This is a genomic window from Curtobacterium sp. 320 (assembly GCF_031455235.1).
In the GTDB taxonomy this organism is placed as follows: Bacteria; Actinomycetota; Actinomycetes; order Actinomycetales; family Microbacteriaceae; genus Curtobacterium.
Genome location: NZ_JAVDSI010000003.1, coordinates 62,329 through 85,512, shown reverse-complemented (window position 1 = coordinate 85,512; position 23,184 = coordinate 62,329). Strand labels below are relative to the sequence as shown.

Genomic DNA, 23,184 nt, shown 5'->3' with positions numbered 1-23,184 from the left:
ATCGTGTGCGCATCACGGGCCTTTCCTGCGGTTGCGGTCGCGGTCCGGGAACGGGGTCGCGAGCGAGAACGCGATGGCCATGAACGAGGCCATCAGCGCGACGTACTTGGCGTCGAGGTCGGTGAACGCGTCCGGCGCCGGCGAGTCCACGGTGAGCATGCCGAACGAGTACTCCTCCGACCGGATCACGACCGAGACGTACGAGCGGTAGCGGGGTTCGAACCCCGGCAGGTCCTCGTCGGCGTCGACGTCGGTGGCACGGTCGCCGACCACTCGCGGGCCGCCGCCGACCAACACCCAGTCGAGGTTGCGGTCGCCGTACGGGGTCCCCGCCCGGAACACGCCGGCGGTGTCCTCGGCACCCCCGTGCCCGATGGGTTCGAGGCCCCGCAGGTCCTCCGACAGCTGGTAGACGTTCGCACGGACGTCGGGCACGCCGGGGAGCAGGTAGAACGCGAGGGCCACGGCGACCCGGTCCGCGAACGCCGGCAACTCCTGCCGGCGGTCCCGCCGATGCAGCTCGGCGAACCGGGCGAGCCGCGTGGCGAGCTGCCCGAACGCGTACCGGACGGCCGTCCCCTGCTCGAGCTCGGTCGACCGCGCCACCGCCGCCGCAGCCGTGACCGACGCCTCGGCCCGTCGGGCGCGGACGACCTGCACGACCACCGCGGCAGCGAGCACGACCAGCCCGAACACGACGAGCGAGACCTTCACCCCTAGCCACGACGAGGTTCGGCAGCTGGAAGGCAGCGGTCGGCGCAGTCGCGACCACGATCGGCCACACGACCGCTCCGGCCCGGCGTCGCCCACGACCCGTCGTGGCCTGGTCCCCTGTCATGTCGACGACGCTAGGACACCCCACCGACGCTGACGGAGTTGTCCACAGGGTGACATTGTTGTCCCCTGCAACGCGGACTTGACCCCCGAACAGGGGGCGAGCACGATCGGGCCATGAAGCAGCGAACGAACCTCAGAGGCCTCGCCCTCGCAGCAGCCGCGGCCATGACCCTGCTCGGCGGTGGCCTCGGCGCGACCGCGGCGAGCGCCGCCACCGTCTCACCGCAGGTCATCGGCGGCGAGCAGGCACCGAGCACCCCGTGGGAGGTGCAGCTCGTCTTCCAGCAGGGCGGCACCGGCACGTACGGGTGCACCGGCGAACAGCTCAACGCCTCGTGGGTGCTCACCGCCGAGCACTGCGTCGACGGCACCACGGCGATGAACGTCTACCACTCGAACAGCACGACGAACCGGGGCGCGGCGACCGCGGCGGACCGGCTCTACTCCGCGCCGTCCGGGGACATCGCGCTCGTGCACCTCAGCACGCCGAAGACCCTCTCCTCGTACGCCCAGCTCGACCTCGCGTACACCACGAAGAGCTCCGGCACCGGCACGATCCTCGGCTACGGCAACCGCGCGAACAGCGTGCCGACGACGGGGCTCTACCAGGCGACCGTCAACCTCACGGGGAGCTCCACGGACGCGTACGGCGGACGCGCGCAGCACGTCACCGGCGTGACCGGCGCCTCCAACCACGGCGACTCCGGCGGCGCGCTCGTCGTGAACGGCAAGGTCGTCGGCGTCTGCTCGACCGGCGACGTGGCCGACCCCGGCGCGAACACCCACGCCGGCTCGAACTACGCCGTCCTCACCCAGTCCGCCAGCTGGATCCGCTCGACCGCGGGCGTCTGACCCAGCGCACCCACCACGGGACGGGAGGCGCGGTGCGGGCCCGCACCGCGCCTCCCGTCCTCCTGTGTGCCGACCAGTGCCCCGCTCGGTCGCTCTCCACAGGTCGCGTTGCGCGCCCCTGCGCGTCGTCTGCACCTGGTAAGCAAGACGCATGACCGACGTCTCCACGCCTGCGCCCGGAACCAGAGCACTCGTCCTCGGCGGTGGTGGCGTCGCCGGCATCGCCTGGGAACTCGGGGTGCTGTCCGCCCTGCAGGACGCCGGGGTGGACCTCGACGCCGCGGACCTCGTCGTCGGGTCCAGCGCCGGCAGCGTCGTCGGCACCTTCGTCCGGTACGGCGCGGTGCAGCAGGCGTACGACCAGCAGCACGCAGCCGTCCCGACGACCTACGAGGAACCCGTCCCCATCGACGGCGAGGACTTCCAGCAGCGCATCGGCGCCGTGCTCGAGGGAGCCTCGTCCGACCAGGACGCCCGCGCCCGACTGGGCCTCCTCGCCCAGCGCACCACCGACGGGCAGACCGACGACGAGCGCACGGCCACCTTCGCCGAGACCCTCCCGTCGACGGAGTGGCCGGCGAAGCCGCTCGCCCTCACCGCGATCGACGCGACCGACGGCACCTTCCGCGTGCTCACCGCGGCCGACGCCGTGCCGCTCCCCCGCGCCGTCGCCGCGAGCTGCTCGGTGCCGCTCGTCTGGTCACCGGTCGGGATCGAGGGCCGTCCCTACGTCGACGGGGGCATGCGCTCCGCCACGAACGCCGACGTCGCCGCCGGGTACGAACGCGTCCTCGTGATCGCGTGCGGTCCCGAGGGTCCGTCGCCGCTCGGGCCGTGGCTCGACGTCGCGGTCGAGGGGCTCCGGGCTGCCGGCAGCTCGGTCGAGGTCGTCGTCGCGGACAGCACCTCGCAGCAGGCGTTCGGCACGAACTCGCTCTCGCTGTCGACTCAGGCACCCGCCGCCGATGCCGGACGGACGCAGGGCGCTGCCGTGGCCGAGGGCATCGCCGCGTTCTGGGCGTGAGTTCTCCACAGACCGCCGGGTGACCGTGTCGGGTTCCGGGAGCGCCGCTAGCGTGGGTGCATGACGACGCCGTTCTCGGACCTCGACCAGTACACAGCCCTCCCCCGCGTGGACGGGATCGCGGTGAGTCCGGACGGCTCCCGGGTCGCGCTGACCGTCAGCGTGCTCGACGCCGACGGCACGGGCTACCGACGGTCGGTCTGGGCGGTCCCCGGAACGGCGGACGCTGCGGCCGCTCCGGTGCGCCTGACGCGCTCGGCCAAGGGCGAAGGCGGCGTCTCGTTCACGCGCACCGGTGACCTGCTGTTCGTCTCCGGCCGCCCCGACGGCGACGGCGACAAGGACAGCGACGCCGCACAGCTCTGGGTCCTGCCCGCCGCCGGTGGTGAGGCACGACCGGTCACGAAGCTCGCGGGCGGGGTCGGTGGTGTCCTCGGCACCGCGTCGCACGCGGACACGGTCGCGGTCACGGCCGGGCTGCTGCCGGGTGCCGGCACAGACCGGACCGGTGTGGTCGCCGCCGACGCCGAGCTGCGCGGACGCCGGAAGGACCGGAAGGTGCAGGCGATCCTGCACGAGACGTATCCGGTCCGGTTCTGGGACCACGACCTCGGCCCCGACGAGACGCACGTGCTGACGCTCGACCTCCGGACGCTGCAGGAGCAGGCGACCACACCGTCAGCGACCGCCGCCGATCCTTCCGATGACGAGGCCGGGCCGTCCTACCCGACGCACCTCCCCGTGCTCACCGACCTCACCCCCGCTCCGGGGCGCTCACTCGAACACGTCGACGGGGTCGTCACGCCGGACGGCTCGGTCGTCGTCGCCACGGTCGGCGTGCAGGAAGCCCGCGGGTCCCGTTCGACGATCGTCGCGTTCGACGTCGCGACGGGCACGCGCACCGTGCTGCTCGACGACCCCGATGTCGACCACGAGATGCCGACGATCAGCCACGAGGGCCGGACGCTGGCATGGGTCCGGACCGAGCGGTTCACACCCCGCGGTGCGACCGAGCAGGAGATCTGGGTCGCCCGGCTCGACGGGTCCGCACTGTCCGACGCACGGCGGATCGCGGTCGAGTGGGATCGTTGGCCGAACGAGCTCGTGTTCGCGCGCGACGACGGTGCGCTCCTGGCGACGGCGGACCACGACGGTCGCGCGCCCGTGTTCCGGCTCCCGCTCGACGGCGGCGCCGTCGAGCAGCTCACCCACGACGACTGGGCGTACTCGAGCCTGCGCGTGGCGGCGGCGAGCGGGACCGTGGTGGCGCTCCGTGCCTCCTGGGCCGCGCCGCTGCACCCCGTCCGGATCGAGGCCGACGGCACCGTGACGACCCTGGCGACCCCGGCGCCGCTGCCCGAGGTGCCCGGCCACCTCGAAGAGGTCGAGACGACCGCGGCCGACGGCTCCCGCGTCCGCGGCTGGCTCATCCTGCCGAACGACGATGCCGGCACCGCCCCGCATCCGCTGCTGCTCTGGATCCACGGCGGTCCGCTCAACTCGTGGAACCAGTGGTCCTGGCGGTGGAACCCGCAGCTCGCGGCGGCCCGCGGGTACGCCGTGCTGCTGCCGGACCCGGCACTGTCGACCGGGTACGGACTCGACTTCATCAACCGCGGCTGGAACGCGTGGGGGCAGGCGCCGTTCACCGACCTCATGGCGATCACCGACGCGGTCGTCGCCCGTGACGACGTCGACGAGACCCGGACGGCTGCGATGGGCGGGTCCTTCGGCGGCTACATGGCGAACTGGGTCGCCGGGCACACCGACCGGTTCCGGGCGATCGTCACGCACGCGAGCCTGTGGGCGCTCGACCAGTTCAACGGCACGACGGACATGTCCCAGTACTGGCAGTCGATCTTCGACGAGACCGGGCTGCACGAGAACGACCCGCACCGGTTCGTCGCGGACATCACGTCACCGATGCTCGTGATCCACGGCGACAAGGACTACCGGGTGCCGATCGGCGAGGGGCTGCGTCTCTGGTCCGAGTTGGCCGAGCACCACGCGGCGGCCGACGGGACGATGCCGCACCGGTTCCTGTACTTCCCGGACGAGAACCACTGGGTGCTCAAGCCGCAGCACTCGGTGGTCTGGTACGAGACGGTGTTCGCGTTCCTCGAGCAGCACGTGCTCGGGGGAGAATGGCGTCGGCCGGAGTTGCTCGGGTAGCGGGGCACTGGCGCGCGGCGTCAGTGGGAGGGCGCCGAGCCGGAACGACATCGTCGCTGTCGTACGACGTCGGCGATGTCGCCCCCGCGCGCCCGCAACCGTTGCACACGCAACCAGCGACACGTCCGCTGTCGTACGACCTCGGCGATGTCGCACCCGCGCGCCCGCAACCGTTGCACACGCAACCAGCGACACGTCCGCTGTCGCACGACAACGATCGTGTCGTTCCGCAGCGGCACCCGAACGCTTCCGCAGCGGCCCAGCCCGGCCCGCCCCTCAGACGAACGCAGCCTGCCCCGTGATCGCCCGCCCCACGATGAGCGTGTTCACCTCGCGCGTCCCCTCGTACGAGTAGATCGCCTCGGCGTCCGCGAAGAACCGGGCGACACCCTTCTCGAGCACGATCCCGTTGCCGCCCTGCACCTCGCGGCACCACCCCACGGTCTCGCGCATCTTCGCCGTCGCGAACGCCTTCGCCATCGCCGAGTGCTCGTCTGCCCCGGTGCCGGCGTCCTGCATCGCCGACGCCTGCGTGCACAGTGCGATCGACGCGGTGATGTTCGCGAGGGACTTCACGAGCAGGTCCTGCACCATCTGGTGCGCTGCGATCGGCTTGCCGAACTGCACGCGGGAACGGGCGTAGTCGAGCGCGGCCTCGTAGGCGCCGACCGCGATGCCGATCGCCTGCCACGCCACCTCGGTGCGGGTCAGGCGGAGCACTTCGGCGGTCGCGCGGAACGAGTCGGCGTGCTGCAGCCGTCGCGACTCCGGCACCCGGACGCCGGTCATGACGATGTCGGCGTTCTGCACCCCGCGGAGTGCGATCTTGTCCTCGATCTTCGTCGCCGTGAACCCCGGCGTGTCCGTCGTGACGAGGAAGCCCTTCACCTGACCGTCGGCGACGTCCTTCGCCCAGATCACGACGACGTCCGCGAAGGTCGCGTTGCCGATCCAGCGCTTCTCGCCGTCGAGCACCCACGCGTCGCCCTCGCGCCGGGCCGTCGTACGGAGCCCCCGAGCCGAGTCGCTGCCGGACAGCGGCTCGGTCAGCCCGAACGCCCCGACGAGCTCGCCGGAGGCCATCCGCGGCAACCACTCCTGCTGCTGCTCGTCGCTGCCGGCCACCGCGATCGAGTTCATCGCCAGGCCGGACTGCACCCCGATGAACGTCGCGACGCTGGCATCCACACGCCCGAGCTCGAGCGCCGCCCACCCGCGGTACACAGCCGAGTTCTCGAACTGCCGGACGAGCGGGATGCCCGGCCCGTACATGCCGAGCTCGGACAGCGGCTTGATCACCTGCATCGGGAACTCGGCGCGCGCCCAGTACTCGTCCGCGATCGGGCGCACGTCGGACTCGAGGTACGTGCGCAGCCGTCCGAGTGACTCGCGCTCCTGGTCGGTCAACCCCTCCTGGAACCGGTAGAAGTCGGACTCGAGGAGCGCGGGGATGGCCGTCGTCAGTGACATACACTGATCGTGCATCATTCTGGGAAACGTTGCAAGGGAGGCGCGCGTGTACACATCGGATTCTGCGCTGCGCGCGTTCCGGGAGGCGCGACACACCTTCATCGCCGGCTCACGCATCGACATGGGTGCCCTCGCCACCTCGCTCGGCGTGGACCGCACGTCGCTGTTCCGGTGGGTGGGCAACCGTGACCGCTTGCTGTCCGAGATCCTCTGGTCCCTCGCCGTGCCGACGTTCGACGCCGCCGCCGCAGCGGCTGCTCCCGCCGGAGCGGCGCGCATCGTCGACGTCCTCGACCGGTTCACGGCGGACCTGATCGACGCGCCCTACTTCCGGTCGTTCCTCACCCGCGAACCAGCACGGGCGCTCCGGCTGCTGACCACCTCCGAGAGCGACGTGCAGAGCCGCTTCGTCGGCCGGGTCACCGCCCTCGTCGAGGAGCAACGCGTCGCCGGTGCGTTCGACCCGACGCCACTCTCCGCCGAGGAGCTGGCACGGCTGCTCGTCCGGATCTCGGAGTCCTTCACGTACGCCGACCTCATCTCCGGCGAGACTCCGGACCCCGAGCGCGCCCGAGCGACGTTCGAGTACGTCCTCCGACCGACCATGACAGGAGCCCGATGACCATCGCCGACTACCCCTTCGTCCGGCTCTACCCCACCCGGTGGAACGACAACGACATGTTCGGGCACGTGAACAACACGATCTACTACAGCGCGATGGACAACGCGGCCACCTACTGGTTCCGCGAGGAAGCCGGCCTCGACCCGTTCGCGTCCGAGTGGATCGCGGTGCTCGTGTCGTCGAGCTGCCGGTTCGTCGAGTCGGCGGTGTGGCCCGACGTCATCGAGGTCGGGATGCGGTCGAAGCACCTCGGGAACACGAGCCTGTCGTGGGAGTTCGGCCTGTTCCGGCAGTCCGACGGCGCGCTGCTCGCGACCGGGGAGTTCGCGCACGTCATCATCGACCGCGAGGGCGCCCGTCGGCCGATCCCCCTGCCGGAGTCCCTCCGTGAGCTCGTCACCGCCACGATGACCATGGCGGCGAACGAGCCTCAGGGGCGGTAGTCCTCGCGGCGGGGGTTGTTCAGCCGGATCGCGAGGTCGTCTCCGGCCGGATCGTGACCGTTGCGCGTCCCGATCACCTTCACGACCGTCGACAGCACGAAGCCGATCCCCCGGCCGATGACCCGCACGATGCGCATGCGTCGAGGATAGCTCGCGTCAGCCCTTCAGCGCCGACAGCTCGAGGTTGATGTCGTCGGGGTCCTGCACCGACAGGATGACCATGCCCGCGTCACCGAGGTCGGTCACCTCGCCGTGCTCCACCCCGGCCGCGTCGAGTCGCGCGGCCGCCTCGTGGAGTTCCTCCACCGACCCGACGACGAAACTCACGTGGTCGAGGCCGACAGTCTCCGAGTCGAACCGCTGCCCCGCCGGCGCCACTGGACGGAGCCCGAACACCTGGTCGCCGAGACGGAAGACGCTGCCGCCGTAGAAGCGCTCCCGGTCCTCGCGGACGCCCGGCTCGTCGACCTGGTCGCTGAAGTCGATCGCCGGGTCGGTGCCGAGCAGCTGCTGGTAGAAGGCCTTGCTGCGGTGGATGTCGGTCACGGTCACGCGGACGTGGGCGAGTGCGGTGGGTCGGGCGAACGGTTCGGTCACGGGGAGTGCTCCTCAGGGAAGGGGGCCGGCAGGGTCCGGCACCACCCCGACGCAACGCGCCCCACCTGACCGGACGCCCCGACCGTGCGGCGACCGGACAGCCGTAGGCTCGACGCGTGGGCTCGTGGTTCTGGATCTCGATCGTCCTCATGGCGTACGGCGTCGTGCTGCTCGTGTTCCCGAAGCAGTTCGCCCGCTGGGGCCGGAAGCTGGAACAGCTGCAGGGCGACCGGTGGGCGGCCTCGATCATCACGCCGGGCTTCATCCGGGTGATCGGCTGCCTCTTCATCGTCGGCCCCGGCCTGACTCTGATCGAGCTGCTCCTGCACCGGGGCCCGTGACCGCCTGACGCCGCCCGGCGCGGATCGTCCCCGAACAACCAAAGCGCTCCCGAACCACGGGTTCGCGTGGTTCGGGAGCGCTTTGGTTGTGCGCCGCAGTCGACGCGCCGCCGGGCCGACGCAGCGCGCGGCGCGCGACGCACCGCGGCACGGCGACCGGACAGCGCGCCGCGTCGAACCACGAACCCGACGTCGAACCAGGCCAGTGCCCTGGTTCGATGTCGGATTCGTGGTTCGAAGCGAGATCGCCCGCACGACGACCGAGCGCGGCGGCCGCCGCGCTAGATCAGGTCGTCGGTCAGGTGGTTCGGGGTGCCGAAGCGGTGCGCCGTGATCGACACCGCCTGCTCCCGCACGAACGGCAGGACCTCGAGGCGCCCGGCCTCGGTCACCGGCTCGCCGTACACGGCCACGTCCGGCCGCCCACCGATCGCCGTGTACAGCGCCGACGTGTCGCCACCGATGAGCCGCACGCGCCCGGACGGACCACTCGCCACCGCCGAGGCGAACGCCGCGTCGGAGTGCGACTGCGTCAGCGACCGGACGTTCGGCAGCGCCCGGACGGCCGATGCAACACCGGCCGGCAGGGTCGACGCTGTCGAGACGTCGATCGTGGTGCCGGCGCGGACGGACGCCGCGACGACGCGGACCAGATCGGCGACCCCGTCATCGGAGGCCGAGGCAGCCAGACGCACCCGCACCGCCGGGTACGGCAGGTACCGCGCGATGTTCCGTTCCGCCGTCAGCGCGGACACGTCGGTCGCCGTGCCGAACAGCGACGCCCACGCCTGCTCGTCGGACGCCACGGCCCGGTCGAGCGACGGCGACGCCACCCCCGCAGCACGGACGAACGCGGCGACCCCAGACGACGGAGACGAACCGGACACGGCGGGAGCGGGCGCCCACGACCCGAGCCCGAGCAGGTAGTTCAGCCCACCGGCCTTTGTCCCGGCACCGACGGCGGACTTCTTCCACCCGCCGAACGGCTGGCGTCGGACGATCGCGCCCGTGATGCCACGGTTGACGTAGAGGTTGCCCGCCTCGATGCGCCCGAGCCAGGTGCCGATCTCGGCGCGGTCGAGGGAGTGCAGGCCCGAGGTGAGGCCGTAGTCGACCTCGTTGACGATGTCGATCGCCTCGTCGAGCGTGCGCGCGGTCATGATGCCGAGGATCGGCCCGAAGTACTCCGTGCGGTGGAACGCCGACCCGCGGCGGACACCGTCACGGACGCCGGGGCTCCAGAGCGTGCCGGAGTCATCGAGCTTCGCGGGCTGCACCGCCCACGACTCCCCCGCGCCGAGCGTCGTCAGGCCGTCCAGGAGCTTGCCGGCGGCGGGTTCGATGACCGGCCCCATCTGCGTGGTGGGGTCGGTCGGGTAGCCGACGGTCAGCGACGACACCGCGTCGATGAGCTGCGAGCGGAAGCGTCGCGAGGTGGCGACCGAGCCGACGAGCACGACGAGGGACGCGGCCGAGCACTTCTGCCCCGCGTGCCCGAAGGCCGAGGCGACGACGTCCTTCACGGCCAGGTCGAGGTCGGCGGACGGGGTGACGATGATCGCGTTCTTGCCCGAGGTCTCGGCGAGCAGCGGCAGGTCCGGCCGGAAGGATCGGAACAGCGAAGCGGTCTCGTACGCCCCGGTGAGGATCACCCGGTCGACGAGCGGCGACGCGACGAGCTGCTGCCCGAGGTCCTTCTCGGACACCTGCAGGAATGCGAGCACGTCGGCCGGTGCGCCCATGGCGTCGAGCGCGGTCTCGATGATCGACGCGAGCACGGCACCGGAGCGCTCGGCGGGCGGCGCGGGCTTCAGCACGACGGCGGACCCGGCGGCGAGCGCGGCGAGGGTGGACCCGGCGGGGATCGCGACCGGGAAGTTCCACGGCGGCGCGACGAGCGTGAGGGCGGCCGGGGTGAAGGACGCGCCGTCGACATCGTCGAGCTCGGACGCGAGCGAACCGTAGAAGTGGGCGAAGTCGATCGCCTCGGACACCTCGGGGTCGGCCTGGTCGATGGTCTTGCCGGTCTCCGACGCCATCACCTCGACCAGGGCTGCGCGGTTCGCCTCGAGTGCGTCGCCGACGGCGTGGAGCACCGCGCCACGCGCGGCACCGGACCAGGTCCCCCAGACGGCACCGGCGTCCCGGACGCGACCGAGCGCGGTGTCGAGCGCCGTGGCGGAGTCGACCCGCGCCTCCTGGACGGCACGGACGCCGAGCGTCGACGACGCGACCCGGTCCGTGATGGCCGCACCCCAGGACCGCACCGCGGCGACCGACGGGTCGCTGTCCGGCGTGTTCTCGAAGTGTCCCGGGCCGGGGCGATCGACGGCTGCGTAGCGGTCGGCGACGCGGTGGGGTGTGGGGGCATCGAGCCCACCGGGCAGTGCGAGGGGGGCGAGCGACGTGCGGAAGCGCTCCTCCTCGCGGGCGAACAGCGCGGGCGAGGACACCAGGGAGAACACCGCGGACATGAAGTTCTCCTGCGACGCGCCTTCCTCGAGGCGGCGGATCAGGTAGGCGATCGCGACGTCGAACTCCTGCGGGTGCACGACGGGCGTGTAGAGCAGGAGCGATCCGACGGTGTTCTTGACCGCAGACGCCTGCCCCTGCGCCATGCCGAGCAGCATCTCGAACTCGATGCCGTCCCGGACCCCGCGCTCCCCGGCGAGCAGCCAGGCGTGCGCGACGTCGAAGAGGTTGTGGCCGGCGACCCCGATGCGGACGTTCTCGATGCGCGACGGCGTCAGCGCCCAGTCGAGCACGCGCTTGTAGTTGGTGTCGGAGTCCTGCTTGGTGTGCCAGGTGGCGAGCGGCCAGCCGTGCACCGAGGCCTCGACCTGCTCCATCGGCAGGTTGGCGCCCTTGACGAGGCGGACCTTGATGCCGGCTCCGCCGCGGGCACGGCGAGCGGCGGACCACTCCTGCAGGTGCTCCATCGCGGCGAGCGCGTCGGGCAGGTACGCCTGGAGCACGATGCCGGCTTCGAGGCCGAGGAACTCCGGCTCGTCGAGGAGCTTCGTGAAGACAGCGATGGTGAGGTCGAGGTCCTTGTACTCCTCCATGTCGAGGTTGATGAACTTCGCCGGGGACGCCGACGCCGCACGGCGGAACAGCGGCCGGAGCTTCTCGATGATGTCCTCGACCGCGTGGTCGAACGCCCACGGGGAGTGCGGGTGCACGGTGGAGGAGACCTTGATCGACACGTAGTCGACGTCGTCACGGGCGAGGAGCTTGTGCGTGCCCTCGAGTCGGCGGGCTGCTTCGCCCTCGCCGAGGACGGCCTCGCCGAGCAGGTTGACGTTGAGCCGGACGCCGTCGCGCTTGATCTTCGCGATGGCCGGCCCGAGCTTGGCGTCGGTCGCGTCGACGATGAGGTGGCCGACCATGTCGCGGAGCACGCGGCGGGCGATCGGGACGACGACGCCGGGCAGTGCCGGTGCCATCCCGCCGCCGAGTCGGACGAGCCCGCGGAGTGCGGCGGGCAGGAAGCCGGGCGCTCCGGGCGCGATCGCGCGGAGCTTGCGTGCGGCGACGCCGAGGTCCTCGGGGCGGACGACGCCGTCGACGAAGCCGACGGCGAAGTCGAGGCCGGCGGGGTCGGCGAGCACTCCGGCGAGCTGCTTCGCCGAGCCGTCGACCGGGTAGGTCTCGGCTTCGGCGAGCCACTGTCGCACGAGCGCGACGGACTGGTCCGCGAGGGCGTCGTGGTCGGTGGCGGGGTGCTCGTGCAGGGTCGTCATGGCATCAGTGTGGAGCCCGCCATGCTGAAGCGGAAGCAACGTTTCGTGACGGATACCCATCAGCGACACTAAAGTGTCGGCATGCTCGACGTCCGCCGCCTGGTCCTCCTCCGGGAGCTCTCGATCCGTGGCACGATCGCCGCCGTGGCCGAGGCCGTGAACTTCACGCCGTCGGCCGTCTCGCAGCAGCTCTCCGCCCTGGAACGCGAGGCCGGCGTCCCCCTGCTCCGCAAGGCCGGACGGCGGCTCCAGCTCACCCCGCAGGCCGAGGTGCTCGTCCAGGCCGCGGGGCACGTGCTCGACGTCCTCGAGCGGGCGCAGTCCGAGGTCGAGGAGACCATGCCGACCGTGCAGGGTCGGATCCGGGTGGCGGTGTTCCAGTCCGCGGCGCTCGCCCTGATGCCGAACGCCCTGCACGCGATGGCGACCGAGCACCCGGACGTCCGCATCGAGATGGTGCAGCGCGAGCCGGAGACCGCACTGCACGAGACGTGGATCCGGGACTTCGACATGGTCATCGCCGAGCAGTACCCGGCGCACGCGGCACCGCGGCTTCCCGGACTGCAGCGCGAGGACCTCACGACCGACGCCGTCCGGCTCGCGCTGCCCCCGGTCGAGACGGCCCTCGCGCCGGTGTCGTCGATCGAGGACGCCGCGGCGCTGCCGTGGGTGATGGAGCCTCGAGGGACCGCGTCGCGGCACTTCGCCGAGCAGGTCTGCCGTCGCTGGGGCTTCGAGCCCGACGTGCGGTACGAGACCGCCGACCTGCAGACGCAGATCCGGCTCGTCGAGTCCGGCAACGCCGCGAGCCTCATGCCGGACCTCATGTGGACGGGGCGGACGACGACGTGCCGGTTGGTGGAGCTGCCGGAGCACCCGCGGCGGACGATCTTCACGGTGGTCCGAGCGGCCGGGTCCTCGTCGCCGGCGGTCCGCGCCCTCCGCTCGGCCCTTGAGCGCGCTGCCGCGACCGTCGGCGACTGACCGTCGGCGACCGACCGTCGGCGACTGACGGTCGGCGACCGACCCGAGCGCGACCGACCCGAGGGCGGCCGACCGGTCGCTCCGTCGTCGTTACCGGACCGAGACGTACCGGGTCGTCAGGATCGTCGGCGCCGCGACACCTCCAGGATGAGGGCACCTCCCGGTGCCCCGCACAGCATCCAGGGGGATCCCATGAAGCAGTCCTGCACCGCCAGTGTCCGACGCGGCGCCGCCATCGGCGCAGCCGTCGCCATCGTCACCGCCTCCTCGGCGTTCGGCATCGGCGCGACGAGCGCGATGGCCGACGAGGCTCCGACACCGCTCACGCCCGCCACCACCGTCACGACCGGCACGTCCGACGGCTCGGGAGGCGCGGCGAGCGACCCGACGTCGGCCACCGCCGACGAGACGGGGACGACTCCCCCCGTGGTCACCGACGACCCCGCCGAGTCGCCCGAGCCGGCCCCGACGTCCGACCCGACCACGGACCCGACAGCAGCACCGGAGCCGTCCGCTCCCGCCATCGCACCCGCGGCGAGCGCGCCGGCCGAGGAGGCTCCGGACCAGTCCGCCGCCGCGGCCCTCGCCTTCCCCGAGGGCACGAGCGCCGACGCCCCGCTGGTCCTCACCGCGACGGTGGGCGACACCGTGTCCCGGACGTTCACCGCGACGGGCGGGTCGGGCACCGTGACGTACAAGGTGCGCGGCGCGAACGGCAGCCCGGTGATCGGCCAGGGCGACTTCAACAGCGACTTCTCGTTCGACGGGACCACCGGCACGCTGTCCGGGTCGCCTCGGTACGCCCTGCGGACCTACACGTTCCAGGTCATCGCCACGAGCGGCTCCGAGACCGCCGTCGAGTACGTCGAGCTCACGGTGAAGCCCGGCGCCCCGGTCGGCGTCACCTTCTCGGTCTCCGCGCAGCAGTCCTCCGGCCTGTGGCAGGTCGAGCCGGACGGCACGATCTGGGAGGAAGCGGTCGGCAAGGGACGAGTCCGCGTCGTCTCCGACGTCCCCGCCGCGACCGGGACGACCCTCTCCCTGGCTGGTCTCGCGGTCGACGCCTACGGCAACCGCGTGACCGGGAGCGACCAGGACGACGACTACCCCCGGTCGACCGTCACGAGCACCGTGGCGTCCGACCGTGCGGTGTGGGACCCGGCGGGTGCGAACCTCGTGACCTTCACCGAGGCGGGTACCCGCACGGTGACGGTCTCCGAGGGCGGCGTGTCCACGTCCTTCACGGTCGTGGTCACCGACGAGCCGTTCGCGTTCGTCGACCCGTCGTCCGCCGACGCCCCGATCGCCATCGCCCCGACCGCGGGCGAGCAGTTCACGCGGACGTTCGACGTGTCGGGAGCGACCGACCCGTCGGACCTCCGCTACGAGCTCCGCGGGGTCCAGGGCGAGCCCTTCGACGACACGTACGCCCGGAACGGGCTCGACCTCGCCATCGACCCGACCACGGGCGTGCTGACCGGGACCGGCACGGCGGCGACGTCGTTCCGCTTCCAGGTCGTCGCGACGAGCGGCGGGCAGGAGGCCGTCGCGAACGTCGAGGTCACCGTCTCGCCCGCGGCCTTCGCGAAGCTCGTCGTCGCGGTCCTGCCGTCCGACCGGGACCCGGAGTCGGAGACCTGGTCGGTCGACGGCGACACGATCACGCACATCACCCCGAACGGCGGTTCCGAGGTCGTCGACGCGGTCCCCGCACGACAGGGGCAGCGCATGCTCGTGCTCGCGGTGCCGGTGGACGCCTACGGGAACGCGGTCGCCGACCACGACGACCTGACCATCACGAGCGACGTCGCGAGTGACCGGATCACCTACGACCCGAGCACCGCCGCGACCTGGGTCACGTTCGAGCACGCCTCGCCGCACATCGTGACCGTCGCGTACCAGAACCGCACGCAGGACATCCGGTTCGACGTCACCCCGACCGCGGCGACGGCGGGAGCCACCACGAACACCGGCTCCGGCCGTCTCGCCTACACCGGCGCGGAGACCTCGGGTCCCCTCGCCTGGGCGCTCGGACTGCTCGCCGCCGGCGGCGGTCTGCTGGTGCACCGGCTGCGTCGCCGTCGCGCCTGAGCCGCGACCACCTGATGGACGGGAGGCGCGGTGCCAGATGGCACCGCGCCTCCCGTCATCGTCGGCCCGCCTGAGTGAACCGGAATGCCCCGGGGACGCCTGCGGTCGTACCGTCGTCGCTGACAGGAGCGGATCGCCGCCCTGCACAGAACGACCAGGGGATCTCATGAACACCACCACTTCGTCGCGCCGTCGCGCGGCCCTCGTCACCGCCGTCGCGGTCGCCGTCGCCGCAGCCGGTTCGACCGCCGTCCTCGGCGTCGACGCCGCATCCGCCAGCACTGCGGTCACGAGCCAGCACGCCGCGACGACGCCCGCGCCGCTCGCCTTCACGCAGAGCTCGTCCGCCGCCCACCCGATCGCGCTGACCGCGACCGCGGGGAAGGCGTTCGCGTACACCTTCACCACCAACGCGAAGGCGGGGTCGGTCGCCTACGCGATGGACGAGCCGGCCGGGCTGACGCCGGACTCGCCGCGCGCGTCCGACCACTTCTCGGTGAACACGAACACCGGCGTCCTGTCCGGCACGGGGGTCGAGAGCGGTATCTGGGACTTCCAGGTCGTCGCCCTCCGCAACGGCGTCGAGGCCCACGCGTACGTGCAGCTCACCGTGCGCCCGGGGGCGGCAGTCGGCGTGCGGACGTACGTCTCGCAGCCGAACACGACCGCGCCGATCTGGTACATCGCGCCGAACGGTGTCATCCGGCAGCGGCTGACCCCCACGAGCAAGGCGACGGTCGTCAAGACCGTCCCGGCGGTCCGGCTCGAGCAGCTCATCGTCACCGGGGTCGCGGTCGACGCCGAGGGCAACGTCATCAAGGCTCCCGACGAGGGCGGCGACGTGTCCACGGTCACGAGCAACGTCACGTCGGACCACGTCACCCGGACCGGCGCCCAGGACACGATCACGATCAGCGGTGCGTGGTCGCACCGCCTCACCGTGACCCAGGAGCACGCGCACACGTCGTTCACGGTCTCGGTGGCACACGCCGCGCACTGAGTCGACGACGGGGAGCCGCGGGTGGCGCGCTGAGCAGCACGCCACCCGCGGTTTCCCGCACGCACCCCCAACCCAGGTCACATTTCGTGCTCGGTGCTCCCGATCACGCGCGCGTACCCCTACGATCCGATCAGGCCGAGGATTCTCGGCAGATTCTTACGATCCGGCACCCGACCGGACCTGAACACCTGGGGGAACACGTGCGCCGCAGCACTTCCACCGTCCGACGCGCCTGCGCGCTCGGGACCACCGCCGCGCTCATCGCGCTGACGACCGGTCTCGGCATCGCGACCGCGACGGCAGCACACGCCGAGGGCGCCGACACGTCGGTCCCGACGCAGACCGCGCCGGCCGACCCGACGCCGACCGACGCGCCGACGGACACCACGCCGACGGACGCGCCGACCGACCCGGCACCGACGGACGCGCCGACCGACACCGCGACGGACGCGCCGACGAGCACGCCGACGAGCACGCCGACGAGCACCACCGCACCGTCCGCTCCCGCACGGAACCAGACGCCGTCGGCCGCGTCGACGGACGCACCGGTCACGCCACTGGCCGCCGACCCCGCCGTCACCGTCTCCGGCGACACCAAGGTGGGCTCGCAGCTCACGGCGGACACGACCGGGTTCGACGAGGACGGCTCGTTCAAGTACGTCTGGACCGAGGCCGACGCCGGCCCGACGCCGACGACGATCGCCAAGACCAAGACCTTCACGGTCGACCAGACCGAGGCGGGCAAGCAGCTCGTCGTGACCGTGACCGGCGACCTGCCGGGCGGCGGCAAGGAGACCGTGACCTCGGACCCCTCCGCGGTCATCACGCAGGACCCGGTGTTCGTCGACGCAGACGGCAAGCCCATCACCGAGGGCACCGAGGCGGACGTCGACGTGCTGCCCCTCGAGGCCACCGCTGGTGACCCGTTCTCGTACACGTTCCGCGCCCAGGGGTACCCGGCGCCGACGTACAAGCTGGACTGGTACTACGGCGACGAGGAGGACTCCGCCGACTCGATCGTCGAGTCGAAGTCCCAGGCCGACTCCATCGCCATCGGGTACGGCTTCGAGGAGGACGACGACTTCACCGTCGACGACCAGCTCCCCGAGGGCGTCACGTTCGACCCGACCACGGGCGAGCTGAGCGGCACCGCCACCCTCGCGTCGTTCTACGACTTCGCCGTCACGGCCACGAGCGGTGACGTCTCGACCACGCAGTACGTCGAGCTGACCGTCGACCACGCCGCCGCGTTCGGCATCACCGCGTTCACGACCGACGAGAAGTCGATCACCGCGCGGGACAAGCGCATCTGGCTCATCCAGCCCGACGGCTCGATCTACACCGTCGACCTGTCGACCGACGAGGACGGCTTCCCCGAGGAGCTCACCCTCACGCCGACCGGCCGTCCCACCGTGGCGCAGGGCGGCACGCTCATCGTGTCCGGCTCGCCCGTCGACCGATTCGGCAACGACGCGTCGGACTTCGACGACGAGGGCAACCCGACGTTCGTCCCGACGGTGACCTCGGACGTCGCCACCGACGTGGTCGCGCCCTACGAGGAGAACGGCGCCGAGGGGCAGGGCGTCTTCGGCGTCACGTTCCCGCACGCGTCGATCCACACCCTCACGGTCGCGAGCGGCGCGCTGCAGCCGCTCTCGTTCGCGGTCGACGTGCGTCCGACCACCCCGACGGTGGCCGTCGTCACGCCCACCACCGCGAAGGGCCAGCTCGCCTACACCGGTTCCGACGCGACGGGTGCCCTCCCCTGGGCCCTCGGGCTCGTCCTCGCCGGCGCCGGTCTGATCGGTGTGCGCACGCTGCGCCGCCGTCACGCCCAGCGCTGACGCCAGACGCCTCCCGCCAGTCGCGTGCCCGCGTGACTGACGGGAGGCCCACCTCGGCCCCGCCTCGCCCCTCACCGGCGCGGCGGGGCCGTTCCCGTCATGCGGCGGGTGTCGGTCGGTAGCGTGGGGACCATGCCCACGCTCCTGCACATCGACTCCTCGGCCGACCTCGCGCACTCCCGCTCCCGCGCCCTCACCGCGGCCTTCGCGGACGCCTGGCGCGCACGTGGCCCGGAGTACACGGTCGTCCGCCGCGACCTGCACGTCGACCAGCTCCCCCACCTCGAGACCTCGGCGCTGCACTGGGCCACCGCCGACCGCACGGACGACGAGGTCGTGGCCCCCGAGGCCGACGCGCTCCGGCAGGAGGTGATCGACGAACTCCTCGGCGCCGACGTCGTCGTGGTCGGCGCGCCGCTGTACAACTACACGGTGCCGTCGACGCTCAAGGCGTGGATCGACCGCATCCACGTGCCGGGTGTCCTCGCCGGTGCCGTGCAGCCGCTCGCCGGGCGTCCGGTCGTCACCGTCGTCAGCCGGGGTGCCACGTACGACGCCGGGACGCCGACGGAGGGCTGGGACCACGGCTCACCGGTCCTGCAGCTCATCCTCGGGACCGCGCTCGGCATGAAGCCGTACCCGATCACCGTGAGTGCGACCCTGGCGGACCGGCTGCCCGACCTCGCGCCGCTCGCCGACCACGCCGCCGCCGAGTTCGCCGACGCGAAGACGACGCTGGAGCGCCTCGCCGCGACGCTCGGCTGACGCCCTCCGCCGGCGGCCCCGGCGGCCCGCACAACCGAAGTGCATCCGCGCCGCGGCGATCCACGGCGCGGATGCACTTGCGTTGTGCGACGGCGGTGCGAACCACCGCGCCGAGGCCGCCGCGACCGGCCGGGTCAGGCGGGGCGGACCTCGTCCGCGCGACCGAGCAGCGCCGCGTGGAACGCCGTCTGCGTCAGCGCGCTGGCGAGCAGGAACCCCGTCATCGACTCGATGCCCCCGCTGAACGGCACCCGGGACGCCACCTCGTAGAGCGTCGGCGAGGACAGAGCGTCGAGCGCGTCGGCGACGTGCCGCGACCGTTCCTCGCGGTGCCGCGCCAGGGTGCGGGCACGACCGACGACGTCACGGAAGCGGTACTCGTGGCCGGGGCAGACCTCGAGGTCGGGGTACCCGTCGAGCCGTCCGAGCGAGGCCAGGTAGTCGCCGAGCGGGTTCGTGGCGGTTCGGCCGCCGAGCCCGATCCCGGAGTTGATGCGGGGCAGGACGTGGTCGCCGGTGAACAGCAGGCCGTCCTCCGCGTCGACGAAGCAGCAGTGCCCGGCGGTGTGCCCAGGGGTCCACAGCGTCCGGATCGTCCGACCGGCGACCGGCAGCACGTCGCCGTCCTCGAGCAGGAGGTCCGCGAAGGGCTCCGCCGTCCGACCGAGCCCGATCCGTCGTCCGCTCCCCCAGGCCTCGACCACGCCGGCGCGCAGGTGCTCCGGCAGTCCCCACGTCGCGATGTCGGCGTCGTTCGCCGCGGCGTCCGCCCGCTCCCGGTGCAGCGCCTCGACCTCGAGCCGGTGCATGGCGACCCGGGCGCCGGTGGCCCGTCGGATCGCCGCCGCGGCACCGAGGTGGTCCGCGTGCAGGTGGGTCACGACGACCGATCCGACGTCGTCGAGCGACCGCCCGATCGCAGCGAGGGCGTCGCGGAGCACGTCGAGACCGTCGTCGGCGGTCCACCCGGGGTCGATCAGCGCGAGCGAGCCGTCGGAGCCCTCGACGACGTACACGAGCGTCGCGTCGGGCACCCCGAAGCGGAACGGCACGGCGAGGGTCCAGATGCCCGACCGGACCTCCTCCACGGGCGGCAGGAGGCCGTCGCGGAGCGCGGCGGCCTGCACGGGGCTGATCGGTTCCGGTGCCGGCGCTGCCGGCGGGGGCACGGTCGTCACGCGACCACCTTACTGAGGTGCCCGTCGCGACCGGGCCGAGCCGCGCCTCCAGGGCCACGGCCACCGGACGACGGACCGACACCTGCCGGACGGACGCGGCCGCCCGAGTAGACAGGACCCATGGAGATCGCACCGATGCTCGCCAAGGCCGTCCCCACCGTCCCCGAACCCGACAGCGTGCGCGGAGGACTCCGGTACGAGCCGAAGTGGGACGGGTTCCGCGGCATCGTGACCATCGACGGCGACGACGTGGAGATCGGCAGCCGCGGAGCGAAGCCCCTCACCCGCTACTTCCCCGAACTCGTCGAGGCCTTCCGCACACAGTTCGGTGGCCGCGAGCACCCGGTGGTCCTCGACGGCGAGGTGATCCTGCGCTCCGGGGACGCCGGCGCGGAACGGCTCGACTGGGAGGCGCTGTCGCAGCGGATCCACCCCGCGGCCTCGCGGATCGCGAAGCTCAGCGCCGAGACCCCCGCGCAGTTCGTGGCGTTCGACCTGCTCGCGGTGGACGGCACGGAGCTCCTGGACCTGCCGTTCGACGAGCGTCGGTCGCGCCTGGACGCGCTGTCGCAGGACATGTCCGACCCGCTGTTCGTCACGCGGACCACACTCGACGTCGACCTCGCCCGCGAGTGGCTGACCACGTTCGAGGGCGCCGGGCTCGACGGTGTCGTCGCGAAGCCCCGGGCGAAGCCGTACGAGCCGAACAAGCGCACCATGCTCAAGGTCAAGCACCACCGGACGGCCGACGTCGTCGCGATCGGGTACCGCGTGCACAAGAGCGGGACCGGCGTCGGCTCGCTGCTCGTCGGCTTGTACGGCGACGACGGCGAGCTCCGGCAGGTGGGCGGCGTGTCCGCCTTCTCGGACAAGCGACGGGTCGAGTTGGTGGACGAGCTCGACCGGGTGGTCCTCCGGGATGCGGACGGGAGGCCCGTCACCGGTGACGGGGAACGCTCGCGGTTCTCGTCGGGTCGCGACACGTCGTTCGTCCGGCTGACGCCGTCGCTGGTCCTGGAGGTGCGGTACGACCAGATGGAGGGCGACCGGTTCCGGCACACGGTCCAGTTCGAGCGGTGGCGTCCCGACCGCGAGGCCGCCTCGTGCGGCTTCGACCAGCTCGAGGTCCCGGCGGCGTACGACCTCGACGCCGTGCTGCTGTCCGATTGACGCTCGGCGATTGATGTAGTTAGGCTAACTAGGTAACTTCTTCCATGCGGATGCATCCGCATCGAGCAGACGGGAGCGGGACATGATCATCGACGGCATCAGCGACGCCCACCGCGGGACCTGGTCCCGACTGACGCGCCTGCACACGGCGAGCGTCTCGCTCCCGACACACACCACGCGCGTCGCCGAGCCCGAGGGCCGCGCCGAGGACTGCGCCGCCGTCTGACCCGTTCAGGCATTCTTCGCGCGTGACGGCTGCACGCGCGGCGGCTCCCCCGGCATCTTCGGGAAGTCCGGCGGGAAGGGCAGCTCGCCCTCGCCGTTGCCCAGGTCGCGCTCCCACCACGCCAGGAGCGGTGTGATGCTCGCGGGCTCGTCGTGCATGGCCTGCCACGGGTCGCCCGTGGTCCGCAGCCGTTCGGGCACCGACCGGATCGTGAACGCCGTGGGATCGGCGTCGTCGAGTTCGTCCCACGCGATCGGCGTCGACACGGCCGCGTGCGCGAGGGCACGGGGACTGTAGGCACCGGCCATCGTCCGGTCGCGGTTCGCCTGGTTGAAGTCGACGAAGACACGCTCCCCGCGCTCCTCCTTCCACCACGCCGTCGTCACCCGGTCCGGCATCCGTCGCTCGAGTTCGCGCGCGGCGGCGATCACCGCGTGCCGGACGTCGAGGAACTCGTACTCGGGCAGGATCGGCGCGAAGACGTGCAGCCCACGGTTCCCGCTCGTCTTGATCCACGCCGTCAGCCCGACCTCGTCGAGCACCTTCCGGAGCTCGTGCGCCACGGGGACGGTGTCGTGGAAGTCGGTGCCGGGCTGCGGGTCGAGGTCGATGCGGAGCTGATCCGGGTGGTCGGGGTCCCCGGCGCGCGAGGCCCACGGGTGGAACACGACGGTGTTCATCTGCGCCGCCCACACCGCGACGGCCGGCTCGTTCACCACGAGCTGCGGGTGCTGCCGGCCGCTCGGGTACGTGACGGTGACCGCGCGGACGTACTCGGGCGCGCCCTTCGGCGGGTTCTTCGAGAAGAACTGCTCGCCGTCGACGCCACCCGGGAACCGCTGCAGCGAGATCGGGCGGTCGCCGTTCGCCCGGACGAACGCGTCACCGACGGCGACGAGGTACTCCGCCAGGTCGAGCTTCGTGATGCCGGGCTCGGGCCAGAGCACGCGCGAGGGGCTGCTGATCCGGACCTCCCGGTCGCCGTCCGGCCCCGGGACCGTCAGCGTCGTCGCTTCGCTCGCCATGCAGCGGACCGTACACGGGCCGCTGGTAGGGCGCGCCAGGTCCGGCTACATCGTGTTCCAGTGCAGGCGGCCGTTCGCGTCCGGCCCCTTGCCGCCGCACTGGTACGACCGCCCGTTCGCCGCCTGGGCCACAGCGCCGTTCTGCGCGTCGGCGCACAATGCGCCCGGCGTGATCAGGCCCTGCTGTTGGGTCGACGGTGCTGGTGCGGCCGGAGCCTGCTGGGCAGGCACCGGAGCGGTCACAGGGGCGGGCGCGACGTACGTGCCGACTGTCGTGACCTCGGTGACGGGAGCCCGGTTCAGTGCTTCGCGAACCTGCTCCCGCTTCGTTTCGACACCGTCGACCGTCGTGACCCGGTAGACGGTGGTCTTCGCGCCCATGACCCCTGCGGTCGTGACGTGCGACTCGCCCTTCGGCAGCGTCGCGTCCTCGACTGTCGTCCGCGCGAACGGGACGTCCGTCCGTTCGGAGACCTCGGTGACGACGGTCTCCGGCGTCGGGGTGGCGGTCGGCGTCCGGGTCGGCTCGGTCGTGCGGCTCGGCGCGGGCGTCTGCACGAAGCGCTGCGCCTCGGCCGTCGCAGACGGACCGGCAGCGGGCGCGTTCGACACCGCCGCGCTCACCAGCGCTCCGGCGGAACCCACCCCGCCCACCCACACGACTGCAGCGATCGCCACCACCAGGGTGGCCTTCGCCTTGGTCGTCATCGTTCCCCAACGCATCTCGAGTCCCTCTCCGATCGATCCGACGTCCGAGTTTGCGGGAAGGGGACACGCCACCCGTACCCCCAGAACGGGAT

Annotated in this window: 21 protein-coding genes; 13 read left to right on the top strand and 8 right to left on the bottom strand. The window is 72.1% G+C overall.

Going from position 1 to position 23,184, the window contains the following annotated elements; all coding sequences use genetic code 11:
- Positions 1–12 precede the first annotated feature (12 nt).
- Entirely contained in the window at positions 13–714 is a 702-nt protein-coding gene (locus tag J2X60_RS05860) for a GAF domain-containing protein (protein WP_309886792.1), read from the bottom strand.
- Between the two features lie 237 nt (positions 715–951).
- On the opposite strand from J2X60_RS05860, the gene J2X60_RS05855 reads away from it, so the two are divergent.
- The 3 genes from J2X60_RS05855 (at position 952) to J2X60_RS05845 (ending at position 4,885) form a co-directional block, all read left to right on the top strand.
- Positions 952–1,689, top strand: coding sequence for a S1 family peptidase (locus tag J2X60_RS05855; protein WP_309886791.1), 738 nt, complete (start codon positions 952–954; stop codon positions 1,687–1,689).
- A gap of 151 nt (positions 1,690–1,840) precedes the next feature.
- Positions 1,841–2,713, top strand: a complete 873-nt coding sequence (locus J2X60_RS05850; RefSeq protein WP_309886790.1) for a patatin-like phospholipase family protein — start codon at positions 1,841–1,843, stop codon at positions 2,711–2,713.
- Positions 2,714–2,773: 60 nt separating this feature from the next.
- Complete coding sequence (locus tag J2X60_RS05845; RefSeq protein ID WP_309886789.1) at positions 2,774–4,885, top strand: alpha/beta fold hydrolase; 2,112 nt, start codon at positions 2,774–2,776, stop codon at positions 4,883–4,885.
- 276 nt (positions 4,886–5,161) lie between these two features.
- Here the strand turns inward: J2X60_RS05845 and J2X60_RS05840 are convergent, their stop codons facing one another.
- Positions 5,162–6,355, bottom strand: coding sequence for an acyl-CoA dehydrogenase family protein (locus J2X60_RS05840; RefSeq protein WP_309886788.1), 1,194 nt, complete (start codon positions 6,353–6,355; stop codon positions 5,162–5,164).
- Positions 6,356–6,401: 46 nt separating this feature from the next.
- On the opposite strand from J2X60_RS05840, the gene J2X60_RS05835 reads away from it, so the two are divergent.
- On the top strand, positions 6,402–6,977 hold the full coding sequence (locus J2X60_RS05835; RefSeq protein WP_309886787.1) for a QsdR family transcriptional regulator: 576 nt from the start codon (positions 6,402–6,404) through the stop codon (positions 6,975–6,977).
- Entirely contained in the window at positions 6,974–7,420 is a 447-nt protein-coding gene (locus J2X60_RS05830; RefSeq protein WP_309886786.1) for a thioesterase family protein, read from the top strand. The genes J2X60_RS05835 and J2X60_RS05830 overlap by 4 nt, the downstream gene beginning before the upstream one ends.
- Here the strand turns inward: J2X60_RS05830 and J2X60_RS05825 are convergent.
- Together J2X60_RS05825 and J2X60_RS05820 are read right to left on the bottom strand one after the other, a co-directional pair.
- The gene (locus J2X60_RS05825; RefSeq protein WP_309886785.1) at positions 7,408–7,557 is read right to left on the bottom strand and encodes a hypothetical protein; all 150 of its coding nucleotides are present in this window, start codon (positions 7,555–7,557) and stop codon (positions 7,408–7,410) included. The genes J2X60_RS05830 and J2X60_RS05825 overlap by 13 nt on opposite strands.
- 19 nt (positions 7,558–7,576) lie before the next feature.
- Complete coding sequence (locus tag J2X60_RS05820; RefSeq protein WP_309886784.1) at positions 7,577–8,017, bottom strand: VOC family protein; 441 nt, start codon at positions 8,015–8,017, stop codon at positions 7,577–7,579.
- Between the two features lie 116 nt (positions 8,018–8,133).
- Here J2X60_RS05820 and J2X60_RS05815 point away from each other — a divergent pair, with 116 nt between their 5' ends.
- The gene (locus tag J2X60_RS05815) at positions 8,134–8,358 is read left to right on the top strand and encodes a hypothetical protein (protein ID WP_229086111.1); all 225 of its coding nucleotides are present in this window, start codon (positions 8,134–8,136) and stop codon (positions 8,356–8,358) included.
- Positions 8,359–8,639: 281 nt separating this feature from the next.
- On the opposite strand, the gene J2X60_RS05810 is transcribed toward J2X60_RS05815, so the two are convergent.
- The gene (locus tag J2X60_RS05810; RefSeq protein ID WP_309886783.1) at positions 8,640–12,101 is read right to left on the bottom strand and encodes a proline dehydrogenase family protein; all 3,462 of its coding nucleotides are present in this window, start codon (positions 12,099–12,101) and stop codon (positions 8,640–8,642) included.
- Between the two features lie 81 nt (positions 12,102–12,182).
- Here J2X60_RS05810 and J2X60_RS05805 point away from each other — a divergent pair, with 81 nt between their 5' ends.
- The 5 genes from J2X60_RS05805 to J2X60_RS05785 all read left to right on the top strand — a co-directional run bounded on the left by J2X60_RS05805 (position 12,183) and on the right by J2X60_RS05785 (position 18,785).
- A complete protein-coding gene (locus J2X60_RS05805; RefSeq protein WP_309886782.1) occupies positions 12,183–13,085 on the top strand; it encodes a LysR family transcriptional regulator in 903 nt (300 codons plus the stop codon).
- Between the two features lie 192 nt (positions 13,086–13,277).
- Complete coding sequence (locus tag J2X60_RS05800) at positions 13,278–15,176, top strand: hypothetical protein (protein WP_309886781.1); 1,899 nt, start codon at positions 13,278–13,280, stop codon at positions 15,174–15,176.
- 166 nt (positions 15,177–15,342) lie between these two features.
- Positions 15,343–16,176 carry a hypothetical protein gene (locus J2X60_RS05795; protein ID WP_309886780.1) on the top strand — a complete coding sequence of 278 codons (834 nt, stop codon included), beginning with the start codon at positions 15,343–15,345 and terminating at the stop codon, positions 16,174–16,176.
- A 200-nt stretch (positions 16,177–16,376) separates the two neighbouring features.
- The gene (locus J2X60_RS05790; protein WP_309886779.1) at positions 16,377–18,020 is read left to right on the top strand and encodes a putative Ig domain-containing protein; all 1,644 of its coding nucleotides are present in this window, start codon (positions 16,377–16,379) and stop codon (positions 18,018–18,020) included.
- Between the two features lie 132 nt (positions 18,021–18,152).
- Positions 18,153–18,785, top strand: coding sequence for an NAD(P)H-dependent oxidoreductase (locus J2X60_RS05785; RefSeq protein WP_309886778.1), 633 nt, complete (start codon positions 18,153–18,155; stop codon positions 18,783–18,785).
- A gap of 134 nt (positions 18,786–18,919) precedes the next feature.
- Here J2X60_RS05785 and J2X60_RS05780 read toward each other — a convergent pair whose 3' ends face one another.
- Positions 18,920–19,963 carry an MBL fold metallo-hydrolase gene (locus tag J2X60_RS05780; RefSeq protein ID WP_309886777.1) on the bottom strand — a complete coding sequence of 348 codons (1,044 nt, stop codon included), beginning with the start codon at positions 19,961–19,963 and terminating at the stop codon, positions 18,920–18,922.
- A gap of 120 nt (positions 19,964–20,083) precedes the next feature.
- On the opposite strand from J2X60_RS05780, the gene J2X60_RS05775 reads away from it, so the two are divergent.
- Entirely contained in the window at positions 20,084–21,133 is a 1,050-nt protein-coding gene (locus tag J2X60_RS05775) for an ATP-dependent DNA ligase (protein ID WP_309886776.1), read from the top strand.
- An 82-nt stretch (positions 21,134–21,215) separates the two neighbouring features.
- On the top strand, positions 21,216–21,359 hold the full coding sequence (locus J2X60_RS05770) for a hypothetical protein (protein WP_175473622.1): 144 nt from the start codon (positions 21,216–21,218) through the stop codon (positions 21,357–21,359).
- A 5-nt stretch (positions 21,360–21,364) separates the two neighbouring features.
- Here the strand turns inward: J2X60_RS05770 and ligD are convergent, their stop codons facing one another.
- A complete protein-coding gene (gene ligD, locus J2X60_RS05765; protein ID WP_309886775.1) occupies positions 21,365–22,384 on the bottom strand; it encodes a non-homologous end-joining DNA ligase in 1,020 nt (339 codons plus the stop codon).
- A 45-nt stretch (positions 22,385–22,429) separates the two neighbouring features.
- On the bottom strand, positions 22,430–23,107 hold the full coding sequence (locus J2X60_RS05760) for a G5 domain-containing protein (RefSeq protein WP_309779221.1): 678 nt from the start codon (positions 23,105–23,107) through the stop codon (positions 22,430–22,432).
- Positions 23,108–23,184 lie beyond the last annotated feature (77 nt).